This window comes from Yunchengibacter salinarum, from assembly GCF_037658235.1.
Taxonomy (GTDB): Bacteria; Pseudomonadota; Alphaproteobacteria; order Sphingomonadales; family Kordiimonadaceae; genus Yunchengibacter; species Yunchengibacter salinarum.
The window spans coordinates 90,490-106,169 of sequence record NZ_JBBJLN010000010.1 but is presented as its reverse complement, the minus strand read 5'-3'; the positions used below and the strand labels follow the sequence as shown (position 1 = coordinate 106,169).

At 63.9% G+C, this 15,680-nt stretch carries 17 protein-coding genes; 7 read left to right on the top strand and 10 right to left on the bottom strand.

Annotation, left to right across the window (positions count from 1 at the left end; translation table 11 throughout):
• Nucleotides 1–166: 166 nt before the first annotated feature.
• Together WGH93_RS11975 and WGH93_RS11970 are read right to left on the bottom strand one after the other, a co-directional pair.
• Entirely contained in the window at nt 167–1,327 is a 1,161-nt protein-coding gene (locus WGH93_RS11975; RefSeq protein ID WP_374765127.1) for a PAS domain-containing sensor histidine kinase, read from the bottom strand.
• On the bottom strand, nt 1,312–1,833 hold the full coding sequence (locus WGH93_RS11970) for a hypothetical protein (protein ID WP_374765126.1): 522 nt from the start codon (nt 1,831–1,833) through the stop codon (nt 1,312–1,314). The genes WGH93_RS11975 and WGH93_RS11970 overlap by 16 nt, the downstream gene beginning before the upstream one ends.
• Nucleotides 1,834–2,237: 404 nt before the next feature.
• On the opposite strand from WGH93_RS11970, the gene WGH93_RS11965 reads away from it, so the two are divergent.
• The 4 genes from WGH93_RS11965 (at nt 2,238) to WGH93_RS11950 (ending at nt 6,394) form a co-directional block, all read left to right on the top strand.
• Nucleotides 2,238–2,642 (top strand): hypothetical protein, encoded by a 405-nt coding sequence (locus WGH93_RS11965; RefSeq protein ID WP_374765125.1) that lies wholly within the window; start codon nt 2,238–2,240, stop codon nt 2,640–2,642.
• Nucleotides 2,643–2,802: 160 nt separating this feature from the next.
• Nucleotides 2,803–5,199, top strand: a complete 2,397-nt coding sequence (locus WGH93_RS11960; RefSeq protein WP_374765124.1) for a hybrid sensor histidine kinase/response regulator — start codon at nt 2,803–2,805, stop codon at nt 5,197–5,199.
• A 434-nt stretch (nt 5,200–5,633) separates the two neighbouring features.
• Entirely contained in the window at nt 5,634–5,837 is a 204-nt protein-coding gene (locus WGH93_RS11955; RefSeq protein ID WP_374765123.1) for a hypothetical protein, read from the top strand.
• Nucleotides 5,838–6,184: 347 nt separating this feature from the next.
• Nucleotides 6,185–6,394 carry a cold-shock protein gene (locus tag WGH93_RS11950; RefSeq protein ID WP_374765122.1) on the top strand — a complete coding sequence of 70 codons (210 nt, stop codon included), beginning with the start codon at nt 6,185–6,187 and terminating at the stop codon, nt 6,392–6,394.
• A 131-nt stretch (nt 6,395–6,525) separates the two neighbouring features.
• Here WGH93_RS11950 and WGH93_RS11945 read toward each other — a convergent pair whose 3' ends face one another.
• From WGH93_RS11945 to WGH93_RS11930, 4 genes are all read right to left on the bottom strand, one after another.
• Entirely contained in the window at nt 6,526–7,287 is a 762-nt protein-coding gene (locus tag WGH93_RS11945) for a trypsin-like peptidase domain-containing protein (protein WP_374765121.1), read from the bottom strand.
• Nucleotides 7,274–8,593 (bottom strand): methyl-accepting chemotaxis protein, encoded by a 1,320-nt coding sequence (locus tag WGH93_RS11940; protein ID WP_374765120.1) that lies wholly within the window; start codon nt 8,591–8,593, stop codon nt 7,274–7,276. Before WGH93_RS11940 ends, WGH93_RS11945 begins: the two co-directional genes overlap by 14 nt.
• Before the next feature lie 124 nt (nt 8,594–8,717).
• Nucleotides 8,718–9,260 (bottom strand): 6-carboxytetrahydropterin synthase, encoded by a 543-nt coding sequence (locus tag WGH93_RS11935; RefSeq protein ID WP_374765119.1) that lies wholly within the window; start codon nt 9,258–9,260, stop codon nt 8,718–8,720.
• 143 nt (nt 9,261–9,403) lie between these two features.
• Complete coding sequence (locus tag WGH93_RS11930) at nt 9,404–9,760, bottom strand: DUF2794 domain-containing protein (RefSeq protein ID WP_374765118.1); 357 nt, start codon at nt 9,758–9,760, stop codon at nt 9,404–9,406.
• A gap of 233 nt (nt 9,761–9,993) precedes the next feature.
• On the opposite strand from WGH93_RS11930, the gene WGH93_RS11925 reads away from it, so the two are divergent.
• Nucleotides 9,994–10,776 carry a head GIN domain-containing protein gene (locus WGH93_RS11925; protein WP_374765117.1) on the top strand — a complete coding sequence of 261 codons (783 nt, stop codon included), beginning with the start codon at nt 9,994–9,996 and terminating at the stop codon, nt 10,774–10,776.
• A gap of 81 nt (nt 10,777–10,857) precedes the next feature.
• Here WGH93_RS11925 and WGH93_RS11920 read toward each other — a convergent pair whose 3' ends face one another.
• From WGH93_RS11920 to tsaD, 4 genes are all read right to left on the bottom strand, one after another.
• Nucleotides 10,858–11,253, bottom strand: a complete 396-nt coding sequence (locus tag WGH93_RS11920; RefSeq protein ID WP_374765116.1) for a Rieske (2Fe-2S) protein — start codon at nt 11,251–11,253, stop codon at nt 10,858–10,860.
• A 3-nt stretch (nt 11,254–11,256) separates the two neighbouring features.
• Nucleotides 11,257–11,553: a YciI family protein gene (locus tag WGH93_RS11915; RefSeq protein WP_374765115.1), complete on the bottom strand. Its 297-nt coding sequence runs from the start codon at nt 11,551–11,553 to the stop codon at nt 11,257–11,259.
• 37 nt (nt 11,554–11,590) lie between these two features.
• Nucleotides 11,591–12,622 (bottom strand): NAD(P)H-dependent glycerol-3-phosphate dehydrogenase, encoded by a 1,032-nt coding sequence (locus WGH93_RS11910; RefSeq protein WP_374765114.1) that lies wholly within the window; start codon nt 12,620–12,622, stop codon nt 11,591–11,593.
• Nucleotides 12,623–12,721: 99 nt separating this feature from the next.
• Nucleotides 12,722–13,843: a tRNA (adenosine(37)-N6)-threonylcarbamoyltransferase complex transferase subunit TsaD gene (gene tsaD, locus WGH93_RS11905; RefSeq protein ID WP_374765113.1), complete on the bottom strand. Its 1,122-nt coding sequence runs from the start codon at nt 13,841–13,843 to the stop codon at nt 12,722–12,724.
• Nucleotides 13,844–13,994: 151 nt separating this feature from the next.
• Between tsaD and hemC the strand changes: the two genes are divergently transcribed.
• Both hemC and WGH93_RS11895 read left to right on the top strand, forming a co-directional pair.
• The gene (hemC, locus tag WGH93_RS11900) at nt 13,995–14,963 is read left to right on the top strand and encodes a hydroxymethylbilane synthase (RefSeq protein WP_374765112.1); all 969 of its coding nucleotides are present in this window, start codon (nt 13,995–13,997) and stop codon (nt 14,961–14,963) included.
• Nucleotides 14,960–15,658 carry a uroporphyrinogen-III synthase gene (locus WGH93_RS11895; protein ID WP_374765111.1) on the top strand — a complete coding sequence of 233 codons (699 nt, stop codon included), beginning with the start codon at nt 14,960–14,962 and terminating at the stop codon, nt 15,656–15,658. Before hemC ends, WGH93_RS11895 begins: the two co-directional genes overlap by 4 nt.
• The last annotated feature ends 22 nt before the right edge of the window (nt 15,659–15,680 follow it).

Below are 15,680 nucleotides of genomic sequence, written 5' to 3'. Positions count from 1 at the left end.
TGGGGTCTGTGGCAGCGGTAAGAGCCACTGTTCGGTCGCGCAGCGGACGGCTTGCAACAGCGAGCCGTCATTCCGCCGCACCAACGGTCCCGCCTTTCCGGGCCCGCCAATGCGCCGTTTCTTTGCACGCGCCTTCGGGCGGGGGATAGGCCCATGGGCGATGTTGCTATGGGTTGCCGGGCGGCGGTGCTGGTTGGTGGATGCGCTCGGCGCTGAAGGTCAGGGTGGCTTTTGTGCCTTTGCCGGGGGCTGAGTCCAGTTGGCAGCGGCCACTATGCTGTTTCATGATCATGTCGGCGATGGTCAGGCCCAGGCCCAGCCCGTTATAGCGCCGGTCCAGCCCGCTGTCGGCCTGAAAGAAGGGCTGATGCGCCTGTTGCCGGGTTTCCTGATCCATGCCGCTGCCTTCGTCTGTCACGGTCAGGTTAAGGCTGCCATCGGCTTCGCGGCTGGTGGACAGCCGCACGACCCCTTCCGGCGGGGAAAAGCGTATGGCGTTGTCCACCAGCGCGGACAGGGCGCGGGATGTGCGCCGGGCGTCGCAATACAGGTCAACATCGCCGGGAGAGTCGAAAGATAGTGTGACGCCCGCCTCTTCCGCTGCGCTTTTGTGGGCCTGGATTGCCCTTTCCATCAAGGGGGAGACGGGCACCCAGTCTTCGCGCAGATGGCCGCTGCTGTTCTCGGCCAGGGCATCGCTGATGGTGATCACATCCTCAACCAGTGACTGCATATCCCGCGCGGAATGCAGAACATAGTCCAGATAGGCCCGCCTGTTTGTTTCGTCCAGATTGGTGTGGGTCTGCAATACCTCCGCAAAGCCGATTATGGCGTTCAGCGGGGTCTTGAATTCATGGTTCACCCGGTGCAGGAACTCGCTTTTCGTGCGATCCGCGACTGTGGCTGCGTTCAGGGCGTGTTCCAGTCGTCGGCGGGATTCCTCACGCTCCGTCACGTCCCGCAGGATGACGCCGAAATGCGGATCATCATTCAGCGGAAGTTGCACGATGGTTGCTTCCGCCAGAAAAAGAGAGCCATCACGCCGTTTTCCCTGAATGGGTCTGCGCTGGTTCATGAAGCGGGCTGTTTCGCTGGAGCGGGCAAACCCGGCCATGTGGGCATCATGGACGGCGGCGGCGCTGTCCGGCATCAGACGGGTGACCGGTTTGCCGACAATGTCTTCCAATCGCCAGCCGAATATCTTTTCAGCACCGAGATTGAAAAGGGTGATGTGGCCCCGGCAATCCGTAATGATGATCGCATCGGGCGACATCACGGCCAGTCTGGCCAGGGCGCGGTTCGGGTCGATGGTCAGGGTATCATGCATGACGGCCTCATGGTGGGGGCGTTGACGGGCGGATGGCATATTCGCGTTAAAAGGGTCATATAATCTATCTGAATTTTCAATTTACCCGCCATATATTCCAGGTGATCCCCTGCCTTGACCAGTTGGCGGGCGCGTTCCTGGATATCGCCGTAACCGCTTGAGATGCTTTCCGTCTGCTGTGAAACCGCTTCCGTGCCCTTTGAAGCTTCCTGAAGGTTGCGGGCGATCTCCCCGATCACCGCTCGCTGCTCCTCGGACGACCCGGACACCCCGGTGGCGATCTCCCGCACCTCGGTATCGATCGCCAATATGTTCTCGGTCGCGGTCGGATCAAAAAGCTTGCCGCGCAGGTTGCCAATCGCATCATGAAGGCGATCGAGGCGGGTGTTTTTCAGGGTGTTTGCGCGCACTGGAAGAAGGTCTTCCACGCGGGTGAAGGCGTCCCGGCCGGACTGCGGAAGGTCAGGGGTGTCGTTGGATGCGGTGCCGAAGCGGAAGTCGAACATGGATGGTCTCCGGGTGAGACGTCTTCTCTTCAAGAAAAGGCCAAGGCCTGATGTAGCATTGCCGACACATGATTTTACTGAAACGTGATACTGGTTCGGTTGCCGGATATTTTTAGATCACCGAATTCAAAAAATTTTCGTTTAAAACCTTTTCGGGAAGTTTTTCACTTCAGGAACGAAGTATATATAGCCTCAGTTGTATTCGTACAGTCATTCATTACTTTTTTGTCAGATTTTGCCGGGGTGTCGCCGCGCATTGGGCGGTGATCGTGGTGGAAATGCCGTTCTGTCCGCCGGGTCAACTGATCCATTGGCGATGCCGACGGCGTAACGTGATCTGACAAGATCGTGAAACCGCCCCCGCCGGTTCTGTCGCCGCCGGGGCCCATGAAGGATACCTCGACATGTTAATGAAGAAGCGCTCCCTTGCCTCTGTAAGGTCCATGAGCCTGATGGCCTTCGCCGGGGCTTCCCTCGCCCTTGTGCCGGTTCAGGCGCTGGATGTGGCCGAACCCCTGCGCGTAACCCTTTCCGGGGCTGGCGCCGAAGCGCTGAGGCCCGCCCTGTCGCAGGCCCTGAAACCGGACATGGAACTTTCACGCGGGGAGCAGGACGGCGCCTTGCACATTCATGTGGGGGCCGTTCGGGTGACAGAGGGCGACCGGTTCAACTATATGCACGCCTTCGCCTGTTCCGGGGAAGATGGACGCATTGCGAGCGAAATCGTGGCCACCACGGAAAAGGCCCCAAAGCGCATTGCCCGGCACATCGCCGAGCGCGCCCGGCAAATGGTGAAAGCTGACCGATAGGTGCCGCCCCGGCCCGCCCTGGCCGAAGGTGCAAGGGTGGGCAGGCGTGCGGGTGGCGCCTTCCATGTCAGGGTGATGCGCTCAGGGGGTGACAAAAGCGCGTGAATTGGCGATGATTGTGGCCTCGGCTCAATAGTTGTTTTGTCCTGTCGGAGTGCCTGTGCGCCTGCCGAAGACACAATCCATTGCCTTTCAGATGCCTGCGACCATGGTGGCCGTTGTGGGGGCCGCCGTGCTTGTGCTGTCCGTCATTGTGACCGTTCAGGCGGGGAGGTTCGTTGCCGACGAGGCCCGCGCCCGCCTGGCGGCGGTGGCCCAGAAGAATGCCCGCGAGGTTTCGCGCAAGCTGGAAGCCGCCTATCAGACGGCGGATGATTTTTCCCGTATGCTGGAAGCCATGGTGGCGGAAGGCGATACCAGCCGCCAGACCGTGCATCAGACCATGCAGCGGCTGTTGCGCGCCAATCCCGATTTTTTCGGTATCTGGACCGGCTTTCTGCCCGACAGGTTCGATGGCCGGGACCAGGACTTTCGCGGCACGCCCAGTTCCAATGCCGAGGGCAATTTCATCCCCTATTTTTATCGGGTGGGGGACAAGCTGGGCACGCGCGGTATCACGGACCCTTATAATTCGGATTATTTCACCCGTGTGATCGCCACGGGGAAGCCCGTTCTGGTGGACCCCACAGCCTGGCCGATCGAAGGCACGCCCACCACCCTTGCCACCTTTTCGTTGCCCGTGCGCGCACCCAGCGGCAAGACCATCGGTGTGGCGGGCACGGATTATACCCTGACCTTCCTGAAGGCGTTTCTGGGGCGGCAGCGCCCCTATGGCGCGGGGCGCGTCGCCCTGTTCGCGCCAAACGGCAAGGTGATCGTTCCCCCGGAAGATGGCACCACGGGCGTTCGGGCGACGGATTTCGGCATACCGCTGGCTCATTTGAAAGAAGCGGTGGCGGAAGGCACCTGGGTCAGCCAGAGCTATGAACATGCCGACGAGGCGGTGGAGGCCATCCATATCCCCGTTACGGTGGGCGCCATCGAGCGGCCCTGGGTGCTGAGCGTGCTGGTGCCAAGGTCGGCGATCTTTTCCCCCGTGCGGGATCTGATGTGGCTGTTTGCGGCGCTTTCCCTGGGGGTGCTGTTGGTGGCGGCGTACGGCGCTTTCCGGTTTTCACGGCGTATCACGGGGCCTTTGGCAAAGGTCGTTTCGGCTGTGGAAGAAAATATCCACGGCGCGGGTGTGGTGCCCATCGGTTATCGGGACCGCCGGGATGAAATCGGTACGCTCGCCCGGATGCTGGAAACCTATCAGAAGACCGCCGAGGAGCGCGCGGACCTGAAAGCGGCCCGCACCGAGGAGGAGGCCGAGCGCCGCCGCCTGGAGGAGGAGCGCCGCTCGGCGGAAAAGGCCAGCGCCATCAAGTCCGCATTCGTCGCCAATATGAGCCATGAAATCCGCACCCCGATGAATGGTGTGCTGGGCATGTTGTCCATCGCCCGCGAACATCCCATGGACGACGACCTGCGCCAGTGCCTTGAGGATGCCACCAATTCGGCCCGTTATCTGCTGGATATCATCAATGACGTGCTGGATATCTCCAAGATCGAATCCGGCAATTTCGAACTGCGCTCGGAAACCTTTTCGCTGACCGCCCTGGTGCGCTCGGCGGTGGACCTTCTCGCCTACAAGGCAGAGGAAAAGCACCTGAAACTGACCTGGCGCATTGAAGGGCAGGGTGCGACCACGCCGGACCTTTTCGAGGGCGATGAAGTGCGCCTGAAGCAGGTTCTGGTCAATCTGGTGGGCAATGCGGTGAAGTTCACCGATGCGGGCTCGGTTTCGCTGGTGGTGGCCGTGACCGGCCCGAAGGGGGCGGATTCCGGCGCGCCGGGTCGGTATGACCTGCGTTTCGATGTGAGCGATACCGGGCCGGGCCTGACGCGGGAAGATCGGGAAAAGGTCTTTGGCCGCTTCTATCAGGCGGAGGATGGCACCGAGCGGGCCCGCCGGGGAACCGGGCTGGGGCTGGCCATTTGCCGGGAAATCATCAATCTGATGGATGGTCGTATCGGGGTGGACAGCAAGCCCGGTGCGGGCAGCCGTTTCTGGTTCATCGTGCCGCTGGCGCCGGGGGCGGTGGATGACAGCAACGGTCAGGGCCGTCGCCGCGGTCTGGCGGCGCCGGATGTGGACCAACTGCATGTGTTGGTGGCGGAGGACAACCCCGTCAATCAGAAGCTGGTACAGCATTTTCTGGCCAAGATCGGGTTCCGCCATGTGAGCCTGGCCAGCAATGGCGCGGAAGCGGTGGAAGCGTGCCGGACCATGGTGTTTGATCTGGTGCTGGTGGATATTCAGATGCCCGTCATGGGCGGCGAAGAGGTGTTGACCACCCTGAAGGGGGAATTGTCCCCATGCCCCCCGATCGTCGCCCTGACCGCGGACGCCATGACCGGGGACCGGGAAAAATATCTGACCCTTGGCTTTGACGGCTATGTTTCCAAGCCGATTGACAAGGCCCTGCTGGAAAAAGAACTCATGGCCCTGATTTGAGGGCCCTGATTTGAGGGCCCTGATCTGAGAGCGGTGATCCGGGGGCGTTTGTTTGATCCATGGGGTTTGCCCCTGAGTTTCGCTCATGGGGTTCGTCCGAGTCCCGGTGCCGTTCAGCGGCGCGGGCGCTCGGTGGATGGATCGACTCGGAAAATTCCGCCGCATTTGTGCCAGTTTTGGACAGATTCGTTCAAGCCGGACAGAATTTTCAGAATATCAACATTTTGTGTCTTGCGCGGGATGTTCACGCAATATTAGCACCTTTTAGTACAATCTTATTAAAAGTTGCCATGAAGCTGGCCGGGCGGTCATTCCGGCTGTTACCCGCGGCGTTGATGGCAGCAGCATCCCGGCCTCTCCATGACAAGAAAAAGAGCCGGGGTCTCGCCCCAGTGAATCGGGCGGCAACAGAGTCGGAGTGAAGGAGTTCAGGCATGAGCTATCACGGTTTGAGCCTCGACAAGCTGGTCATATGGGCGGAGCGTGGGCACCAGGGCGCTCTGGCCGCCGTGGTTGCCTTGACGGAAACGAATCCCGGCGCCGTGGATCTGGACAATAACCGGTTTCTGATGCTCCGCCTCGTTCAGTTCGTGATGGCCAGTTCCGTTGCCGCACAGGCGGGGAATTCCGCCGGTTGAACCGCGTTTTGCGACCGGGCATCAAAAAAAATCGCATCCGGCGCTGAAATGGTTTGTCAGAACCGCCAATTGGCCTTAGTATCTCGCCGTGGTCGCGCCCTTGGGGCACGATCGCATTGGAAGCCCCCTGTCGGCCAATCTATTCTGGCAGGTGGGGGTGGGTGATTTTCAGGGCAGGCCCCGTTTTGCGGGGCGCGCTTCTGGAACAGCACCCCGTGGGCTGTTTGAAAAGGGATGCGGCACATCGTGTTGATACGCCGCACAAGACCCGCGACTGATCTGGACTGGACTTTTGCGCGATGACCGCACGAGACCCACTTCACGACATCGCGCAAAAGGAGGCCATCATGGCACAAGGTACAGTTAAATGGTTTAACCCCACCAAGGGGTTTGGTTTTATCAAGCCGGACGAAGGCGGCAATGATGTGTTCGTACACATCTCCGCTGTTCAGGCCGCTGGCCTGCAAACGCTCAACGACGACCAGCGCATCACTTTCGAGCTGGAACAAGATCGTCGTGGCCGTTATGCGGCTGGTCAGCTTTCCGTAGCTGACTAACAAGCTTGAATGCGCCCGCCTTGCGGGCCGCAACGGCTGAAGCGCTCCGGCAGTTATCTGCCGGGGCGTTTTTTTATGTGCGGCGTCCGTCATGTCGCGCTGTGCGGGCGCCGTGCTGAGCATGGTGCTTTTCACCTTTGGCGGCGCTGTTGATTTGCGGCTCTTATGTGCGCGCGCAGCCGGGGCGGCAATCGTTCCGCAAGTGTCGCTCCCCCCTTGCGGCGACTTATCACGCCGATCAGAACCGGCCCTCCCGGGGTGCGGTGCACCACGGGCGCGCCTGATCCGCCGGGCGCCACCGTGCATTTCAGCAGAAAATGGTGCGGCTTTACCCTCAATACAGGGCAGGCCAGACTGGTCTGAATTTCCCGCGCGGGCATGGGATAGCCCTGCACCCAGGCCGTATCGCCCACTTGCGGTTCCCCCACGGTTCGGATCACGGCGCCGTCATGGGCCGGGCTGATCGCGATGGCCGCCACATCCCGCGCCCCGAACCGCAGAACCCGCCCATTGGGCCTTAGATTTTGATCCGCGCGCCCCCGTTCATAACCGGGCAATATGTGATGTTCTGCAAGCGGCACGCCGCCAAGGCAATGCGCCGCTGTCAGCGCCAAATCGCGGGCCACCAGCGTGGCCGTGCAGTGGCGCTTGTGTTTGTAGCCTGCATGATTGAGCCGCGCCACCATGGTGGCGGCCAGGGGCGCGGGGCGCGCCATGGGGTGGGGCAGGGCCATGGGCAGAGGCGCCGTTCGGGCCGGGCCCGCCATGGCGGCGCTGCCCATCAGGGTTGCTGTGCTGATCAGGGCCGTGGCGGCGATCCGGGCAGCGCCCAGCCCGGCGGAGAGACGCCGTGCGCGCGGCCCCCGGAAGGCACGCGGCCTATTGCCGGACACGATCCAGAAAATCTTGTATGGCCGAATCCAGGCTGCCCGCCTGCTTGTTCAGGTCCATGGCCGTGCCGGAAACCTGTTTGGAGGCACTTGCCGTTTCCCCGGCCCCTTCCATCAGCGCGTCCATCTGCCGGGTCACGCCATTGGTGGCATCCGATACCCGCGCCACGCTCTCGGCGATTTCCGATGTGGCGCTGTCCTGCTGTTCCACCGCGGCGGTGATGGCCATGGCGGTTTCGTTCATGGAGCGGATGGCGGCCTGAACATCGCGCACCCCATCCACCGCATGGCGGGTGGCGCCCTGCATCCGCTGGATCTGGCCGTCCACCTTGTCCGTGGCCTTAGCGGTCTGATCGGCCAGGTTTTTCACCTCGCTGGCCACCACGGCGAAGCCCTTGCCCGCGTCGCCCGCGCGGGCTGCCTCGATGGTGGCGTTCAGCGCCAGAAGGTTGGTCTGGTCCGCGATATCGCTGATCAGTTGGACCACATCGCCGATGGAATCCGCGATTCCGTTCAGTTCGTCGATTCGGCTGGTGGCGGTGTCGGATCGGCTGCTGGCGTCTTCCGCCGTTTTGCCGGTGCGGCTGGCCTGTTGGGATATTTCGCGGATCGATGCCGCAAGCTGCTCCGCCGCGCTGGCCACGCTCTCGGCGCTGTCCTGTGCATTGGCCGCCGCCTGCCGGACGGACTGCACCTGCTCGCGGGTATCGCCCGCCGTGTGGGACAGGCTGTTGGCGGCTTCATCCAGGTCGCGAGCGGCGCTTTTCACATCGCCCACCAGCCCCATCACGGTCTGTTCCATATTGTCCGCCAGGGCGAGGCGTTCCTCGCGGGCCTGGGCCTGCTGGCGCTGCTCCCGTTCGCGGGCTTCGGCCTCTTCCCGGCGGCGTTCTTCCAGCCGGGCCTGCTCGCGGGCGGCGCGGTCTTCCTGCTCCTGCTGGGATTGTTCCTCAAGGTGGCGCCGCTCCAGGGCGTTCTGGCGCAGATATTCCACCGCCATGGCCAGATGGCTCAGTTCATCATCACCATCCTGCCGGGGCACGTGGGTGTCCAGTTCGCCCTTGGCAATGGTGCAGACCGCATCGGTCAGCCGGGTCAGGGGTGTCACCACCGTGTTGCGGACCATCAGCCCCAACGCCAGCATCAGCCCCGCGCCGATGATGATCAGGCCCAGCGTGGTCCAAAAGCCGGTGGTGCTGCCACCGAAAATCAGTGTTACCGCAAAGACCAGCCCCAGCCCCGCAATGGGCGCGATGGTCAGGATCAGAATGCGTTGGGCAACGGTGAACTGACTGGCGAGACGCTCCATTTATCATGGCTCCGTGCAAGAGATTGTTTTGCGGTCTGGTTTATCAGCAATAGGCGCTGTGACCTGTGCGGGGAAGGGCCTTCCCCACAGTGTGATCAGCCGTGATCGGAATGGACGGACGGGGTCATGATGCGTCGGCGGGCTGCTCGTAAACGGCGAAGCAGTTGGGCGTTTCCCACACCCGAACGGATGTCAGGCGCGCCCGCCCGTCCGAACGCGCGGCAACCGCCGGTGCCAGACGGTTGAACCAGTGCCGGGCCAGACATTCCGCCGTGGGCGGTGCCGCCACCAGATACAGCTTCTGCCCAAGGGCCGCCCCCGCAACTTCGCGGTAGCCATGGCGGGCCACATCCTCGGTCAACGGGGCGTGCCAGGCATCAAAGGGCTGATCGGCGGGGGCGAACAGGCGCAGCATGGCCGCATCGTCCACGCTCAGGATCAGGCCGTGATCGCACGGGGCGTCGATCAGGCGCATCATTTCCTCTTTCAGGAATCCGAAATCGATCACCATGCCGGATTGCTCCCCGGCATCCGTGACCTCGCGGGCGCGGCAGACCGCCTCCACCTCATAGCGGTGGCCGTGCAGGTGGCGACATTTGGAGCCGTGATCCGCCAGGCGGTGACCGGCATCGATCCCGATACGGCGCATCACCGTGAAGTCCGACATGGCACACCTCCTCAAGCGCGGGCCATCCATGCGCGGCCCCACATGCGGGGGTGATAGCGTCTCACCCGTCCGCCGTCCAGTGCTTGCGATGACAGTGCCCGGTGGTGTGGCCCGTTCTCGGCCCCTGCCGGGTTCCGGCTGGCTCAGTGGTCGATCACCTTCAGGTGGCGGGCAGTGAGCCGCTGCAACAGGCCGGGCAGCCGGTGGCCCCGCGCCAATATCTGCCCCGCCTGCCCCACAAGGCGCCACTGACCCTGGCGGTTGCGCAGGGCGGGTTCCTTGACGATCCGGTAAAGCGGGCGTTCACTGGCACGCTGGAAAATGGCGAACTGGGCGGAGTCACGGCCATGGTCGATGGCATAATCCCGCCACTGGCCCGCCGCCACCATGCGCCCATACACATTGAGAATGTCCATCAGCTCAGCCCTGGTGAACACCACGAAGCGGCTTTGCCGGTCATATGCGGCAGTGTCGAGGGGAATGGGCCGCGATCCGCTCATGAACACTCCTGGCTGGCGATCCGGGACGGATCGAGTGTGCCCCCTGGCCGGGGCTTTGACAAGAGCCCCGACCGGGCCCTTCCATGCCATCTTGACGCCCGTGGGGAGACAGGTATCATTTCGGGATAATAGGTCGGCGCGCATCGGATCGGCGCTCGGCTGACAATAAAAATCCGCAACAAGAAGGCCAGAAACAGGCCCGTTCACGACAGCCCGCCCCTGATGGGGCCAACATGACATGCGAGGATATGATGAAACATGCGAACAGTTATGCCCGTCGCCGGCTTGCGCTGGTGGGGGGCCTTACCCTTCTGATCGGCGGCGGTGCCGTTGCCAGCACTCTTCTGGACGGTGACCCCATCGTGCGTATGACCCTGCCGGGCACGTCGGATGGCCCCGGCGGGTTGGCGGCGCACGGCGTCAATGCCAGCGGCGAGTCGGTCACCGTCACCCGCGATGTGCCGGCCTTCAACAAGATCGAGGTGCGCGGCGCCGCGGACCTGACCGTGGATGCGGATGCCAGCCAGTCCGTGGAACTGACCACGGACAAAGCCTATCTGGAGCGTGTCTTCACCACTGTGGAGGACGGGGTGCTGATCATCGACATCACGGAAAAGGGCGAAGGCCGCCGCATCAACTGGGATGGTGCCGACCTGGATCTGACGATCGGTATGCCCGTCTTTGAGGGGCTGTCCGTAATGGGCGCGGCGGATGCCACCATCAGCGATATCAAGGGCGGGCCGGTCAACCTGTCCATTAATGGCGCGGGTGATGTGTCGCTGCAAGGCACATGCGATGCGTTTTCCATGACCATAAATGGCGCCGGTGACGTGGATGCGGAAGACCTGATCTGCGCGGAAGTGAGCGCCACCATCAATGGCGCGGGCGAGGCCGAGATTCACGCCACCCGTTCGGTGACGGCCAATGTGAACGGCGTCGGGGAAATCACCGTTTACGGCAAGCCCGGTCAGGTGCAGGAAAATTCCGGCTTTTTGGGCAAGGTGCACATCAAATAGGGCGCGCCCCTGGAATGAATGCCGGGGCCGGGGGCGTTCTCCGGCCCTTTTTCGTGCTGTCTTCTCTTTTCGTCAGAAGGGTCAACGGCTGTAAAGGGCGCCGTTCCGTTCCGTCACCGCCACTTCCCGCAGGAAATCGCCCTTGCACGGCCCCTGAACGCAGCGGCCCGACAGCGGATCGAACAGGGCGCCGTGGGTGCGGCATATCAGGGCGGTGCCGTCGCTGTTCAGAAATCTTTCCCCGAACAGATTGAGCGGCGTGCCCACATGGGGGCAGCGGTTTTCAAACACCCGGATGGTGCCGTTCAGCCTTTGCACCAGCAGGCGCAATTCGGCGCCGCCATGGTCCCGGAATGCGAGCGCGCGACCGCCATGGTCCGGCAGGTCCGACAGATGGCACAACAGGGTGCCCGGTGGCGGCCCGCCTGGCACATCGGCCAGATGCAGCGGCGGCGATGCGGGGCGCGTGCGGCGCACGGATCAGCCGTTCAGCCAGCCGCCGATCACCGGTTTCCACGGCCACACCTCGACCCGCTCAAAGACCCCGGCGGTGCGATAGGGGTCGTTCTCGGCAAACAGATGGGCCGCGGTCAGGCTGCCCGCATCGATCAGGATCATGCTGCCCACGGGGTGGGGCTCCGCATCGTCGGACAGGATCGGCCCGGCCACCTTCACCCGGTCCCCGGCGGATTTGATATAATCCAGATGGGCAGGGCGGTGGGTCTGTCTAAGGTCTGCCCCGTCCGGCCCGTCATGGCACAAAATCATGAACAGCATGGTTTTCCTTTCTCCACCGGGCGCCGACTGTCGGGCGTCAGGCGGTTTCGCTGCGGAACGGCCGCGCCAGTAGCGCGCTCAGGGTTTCGCGCACATCCGCGTGCTCGCGCAGTATGGCGTGCACCGCCTCCGTGATCGGCATGTCCACGCCTTTTTCGGTGGCGATGCGGTGGACGATCTCCACCGTGTGGGCCCCCTCCGCCACGGATGTGCGCCCGGCCATCAGGCTTTCCAGGCTGTGCCCTTCGCCCAGCGCCTTGCCCAATGACATGTTGCGGGACTGGGTGCTGGAGCAGGTCAGGATCAGATCGCCCAGCCCGGACAGGCCCATCAGGGTTTCCTGCCGGGCGCCGAACAGCGCGCCGAAGCGCATGATTTCCGCCAGGCCGCGTGTGATGGTGGCGGCGCGCGCATTTTCCCCAAGCCCCAGCCCGGCCACCATGCCGGTGGCGATGGCCAGCACATTCTTTATGGCGCCGCCGATCTGGGCGCCGATGATGTCGTTCGACAGATACAGCCGGAAAGTGGGCTGGCCCAGCATGGCCATCAGCCGCGCCCCCGCCGCCTGATCCGTGGTGGCCAGCGTCAGCGCGCAGGGCAGGCCACGGGCGGCTTCCCCCGCAAAGGTGGGGCCGGACAGCACCAGCACCGGATGACCCGGCGCGGTTTCCGTTACCACATCGGACAGCAGCTTGCCGCTGGCCACCTCGATCCCCTTGGCGCAGATGACAAGCGGCGTGCCGGGTTGAAGATGGGGTTTCAGCGCGTCCAGCGTGGGGCGCAGATATTGCGCCGGGGTTACCAGCAGCACGGCTGCGCAATCCGCCATATCTGCAAGGCTGTCGGTGGCTTTCAGGCGCGGGTCCAGCGGGCAGCCGGGCAGGAAGAGGGTGTTTTCATGCCGGTCAATGACGGCGCTCACCACTTCCGCTTCCCGCGCCCACAGGCGGGTCGGCGTGCCGATACGGGCCGCCGCGGTAGCCAGTGCCGTGCCCCAGGCGCCGCCGCCTACAACCCCCAGAAGGCCGGTGTCAGCCTGTTCGTCGCTATGTGTTCCGGTGATGCTCACTCATTCCCCGATGCGTCAAATCAATAGGTGGTTCCCAAGCTTACCTGTCCTGTTGCTCATCACAAGGGAAACTGTTCCGGGGCACCCATCCATGCCCCCTCACGCCTTGGCCCCCTTGCGACCGGAGCCCACCACAGGCGCGGCTTCGCTGTCCAGTGGCCAGCGTGCGCGCGGCAGCACATGGCTTTCATCCAGCGGCCCGAAGGCGCGCCAGCGTTCCACCCCGGCCCAGGCGATCATGGCGCCATTGTCGGTGCACAGGTCCATGGGCGGCGCGTGAAAGCGGAAGCCGTGGGCGGCCATGGCCGTTTCCAGCCGCGCGCGCAGGGCCGCATTGGCCGCCACGCCCCCCGCCAGCACGAACCGGTGGCCACCGGGCGGCGGCGTGCCGTGCGCGGCCAGGAACAGGGCGGCGGCCCGGTTCAGCCGGTCTTCCAGACAGGCGCCAAGCGCCTGCTGAAAGGCGGCGCACAGATCGGCGCGGTCATCGCTGTAAAGGGCGCCGCGCTCGGCCACGCAGGTCTCCGCCGCCCGCCGCACGGCGGTTTTCAGGCCGGAAAAGGAAAAATTGCAGTGCGGTTTGCCGGTCATGGGGCGGGGCAGGGCAAAGCGGTTCGGGTCGCCTTGGCGGGCGGCCCGTTCCACTGCCGGGCCACCGGGGTGGCCAAGGCCGAGCAGCTTGGCCGTTTTGTCGAATGCTTCCCCGGCGGCGTCGTCCACCGTGCTGCCAAGGCGGCGATAGCGGCCCACGTCCGCCACGTCCAGAATCTGGCAGTGTCCGCCGCTGACCAGCAGCAGCAGATAGGGAAAGGGCACGTCTTCCGTCAGCCGGGCGGTCAGGGCATGGCCTTCCAGATGGTTGATGGCCAGAAAGGGCTTGCCCGCCGCGCGAGCCATGGCCTTGGCGGTCATCACGCCCACCATCAGCCCGCCGATCAGGCCCGGCCCGGTGGTGGCGGCAATGGCGGTCAGCGCATTTGTTGTGATGCCCGCCTCGTCCAGCACGCGGGCGATCAGATGGTCCAGATGGCTGATATGCTGGCGGGCGGCGATTTCCGGCACCACGCCGCCGAAATCCCGGTGGGCGTCCAGTTGGCTCAATACCTCGTGGCCGTGTATCCGGCCCGCGCCGTCCACCAGTGCCACGGCGGTTTCGTCGCAGCTTGTCTCGATGCCGAGGATCAGCGGCTCGGTGATAGCCGGTCTGGCGGTGGTGGGCATATGCGTTTTCCTGGTCGGCGGGCGCGGCGCGCCCGACTGCGGTATGACGGTACGGCCCCAAAGGGGGTTGGGTTCGGCGCCGATTCCCGTCTATAAGCGGGGGAGCCGACCCCGCGGGGTCATGCTCCATTTATCATTCGGGGGGAACGCCGTGCAACATGCCATCACCATCGGAACGCGGGCCAGTCCGCTGGCGCTGAAACAGGCGGAAGAGGTGAAAGCACGGCTGCTGGCCGTCCATGACGACCTGTCTCCCGATGATCTGATCATCAAGCCGATCAAGACCACCGGGGATCGCATTCTGGACCGGCACCTGATGGCGGCGGGCGGCAAGGGGCTGTTCACCAAGGAAATCGAGGCCGCGCTGATGGCGGGGGACATCGATTTCGCCGTCCATTCCGGCAAGGACGTGCCCACCAGCCTGCCGGACGGGCTGGCGTTGACCACCTTTCTGCCGCGTGAAGACCCGCGCGATGTGTTGATCTCGCGCGCCGGCTGCACCTTTGATGCCCTGCCTCGCGGCGCGGTAGTGGGGACGGCATCGCTCCGCCGTGGGGCCATGGCCCGGCGCCTGCGCCCGGACCTGAAGGTGGTCACCTTTCGCGGCAGCGTGCAGACCCGGCTGGACAAGCTGAAAAAGGGGGAAGCGGATGCCACCTTCCTTGCGCTCAGCGGATTGAAACGGCTGGACATGGCCCATGTAGCGAGCGAAATTCTACCCGTGGACCGCTTCGTGCCCGCCCCGGCGCAAGGTGCGCTGGCGCTGGAAGTGCGCGCGGGAGAGGAGGCGCTGAACGCCCGGCTGGCGCCGTTGCACGACGGTGAAACCGCGCTTCAGGCCAGCGCCGAACGGGCCTTTCTGGCCGCGCTGGACGGATCGTGCCGCACACCCATCGCGGCCCATGCCTGGCGGGACGGGGACCGGTTCACGCTTGTGGGCGCCCTGTTGTCGATTGATGGAAACTGCGCCTTTGAAGACAGGCGCAGCATCGATCTGGGCCCCGATCCGATCGCCGAGGCCCGTGCGCTCGGCCACGAGATGGGCACCGCGATCCGGGCCCGTGCGGGGGAGGATTTCTTCCGCAAACTGTTTGACGAGGTGGAGGCTCAGTTCGCATGACCCAGACCGTGCTTGTCACCCGCCCGCGGATCGAGGCGGAAACCACCGCCGCCGATCTGGAGCGGCGGGGCTGTGACGCCTTGATCGCGCCCATGGTGGAGGTGCAGCCCGCCTCTTTCGAACTGCCGGAAGAAACCCGTTCGCTGATCGTGACATCGAAGAACGGGGCGCGGCACGGCCTGTCCATGATTCCGCAAAAGGGCCGCCCGGTCTATGCGGTGGGGCAGGCCACGGCGGACGAGTGCAAGCGGCTGGGCTTCACCAATGTGAGCGTCGGCCCCGGCACCGCCAAGGGCCTGATTCCCGTGCTGTCGGAAAGCGGCATCAAGGTGAAGCGGCAATATACCTGGCTGTCCGGCGAGGATACCGCCTATGACATTGCCGGTGTGTTGCAGAACCAGGGCATCGATGCGGAACGGCTGGTCACCTATCGTACCCGCGCGGCGCAGGGCTTTCCTACCGATGTGACCGTGGCGCTGGACCAGGGGGATGTGGATGCGGTGTTGTTCTATTCCGCCCGCGCTGCCACCATCTTCGAGGAGCTGGTGTCCGAACTGGAAAAGACCTGGTGGCTGAAGAAGCTTGATGCCATCACCATGTCGGCGCGGGTGTCGGACAATCTGATCGGGCCGTGGGCCAGCATACGTCACGCGGTGTTGCCCACGGAGCTGTCCTTGTTCAAACTGCTGGGCTAATGGCGCCAGGCGCCGAGGCGAG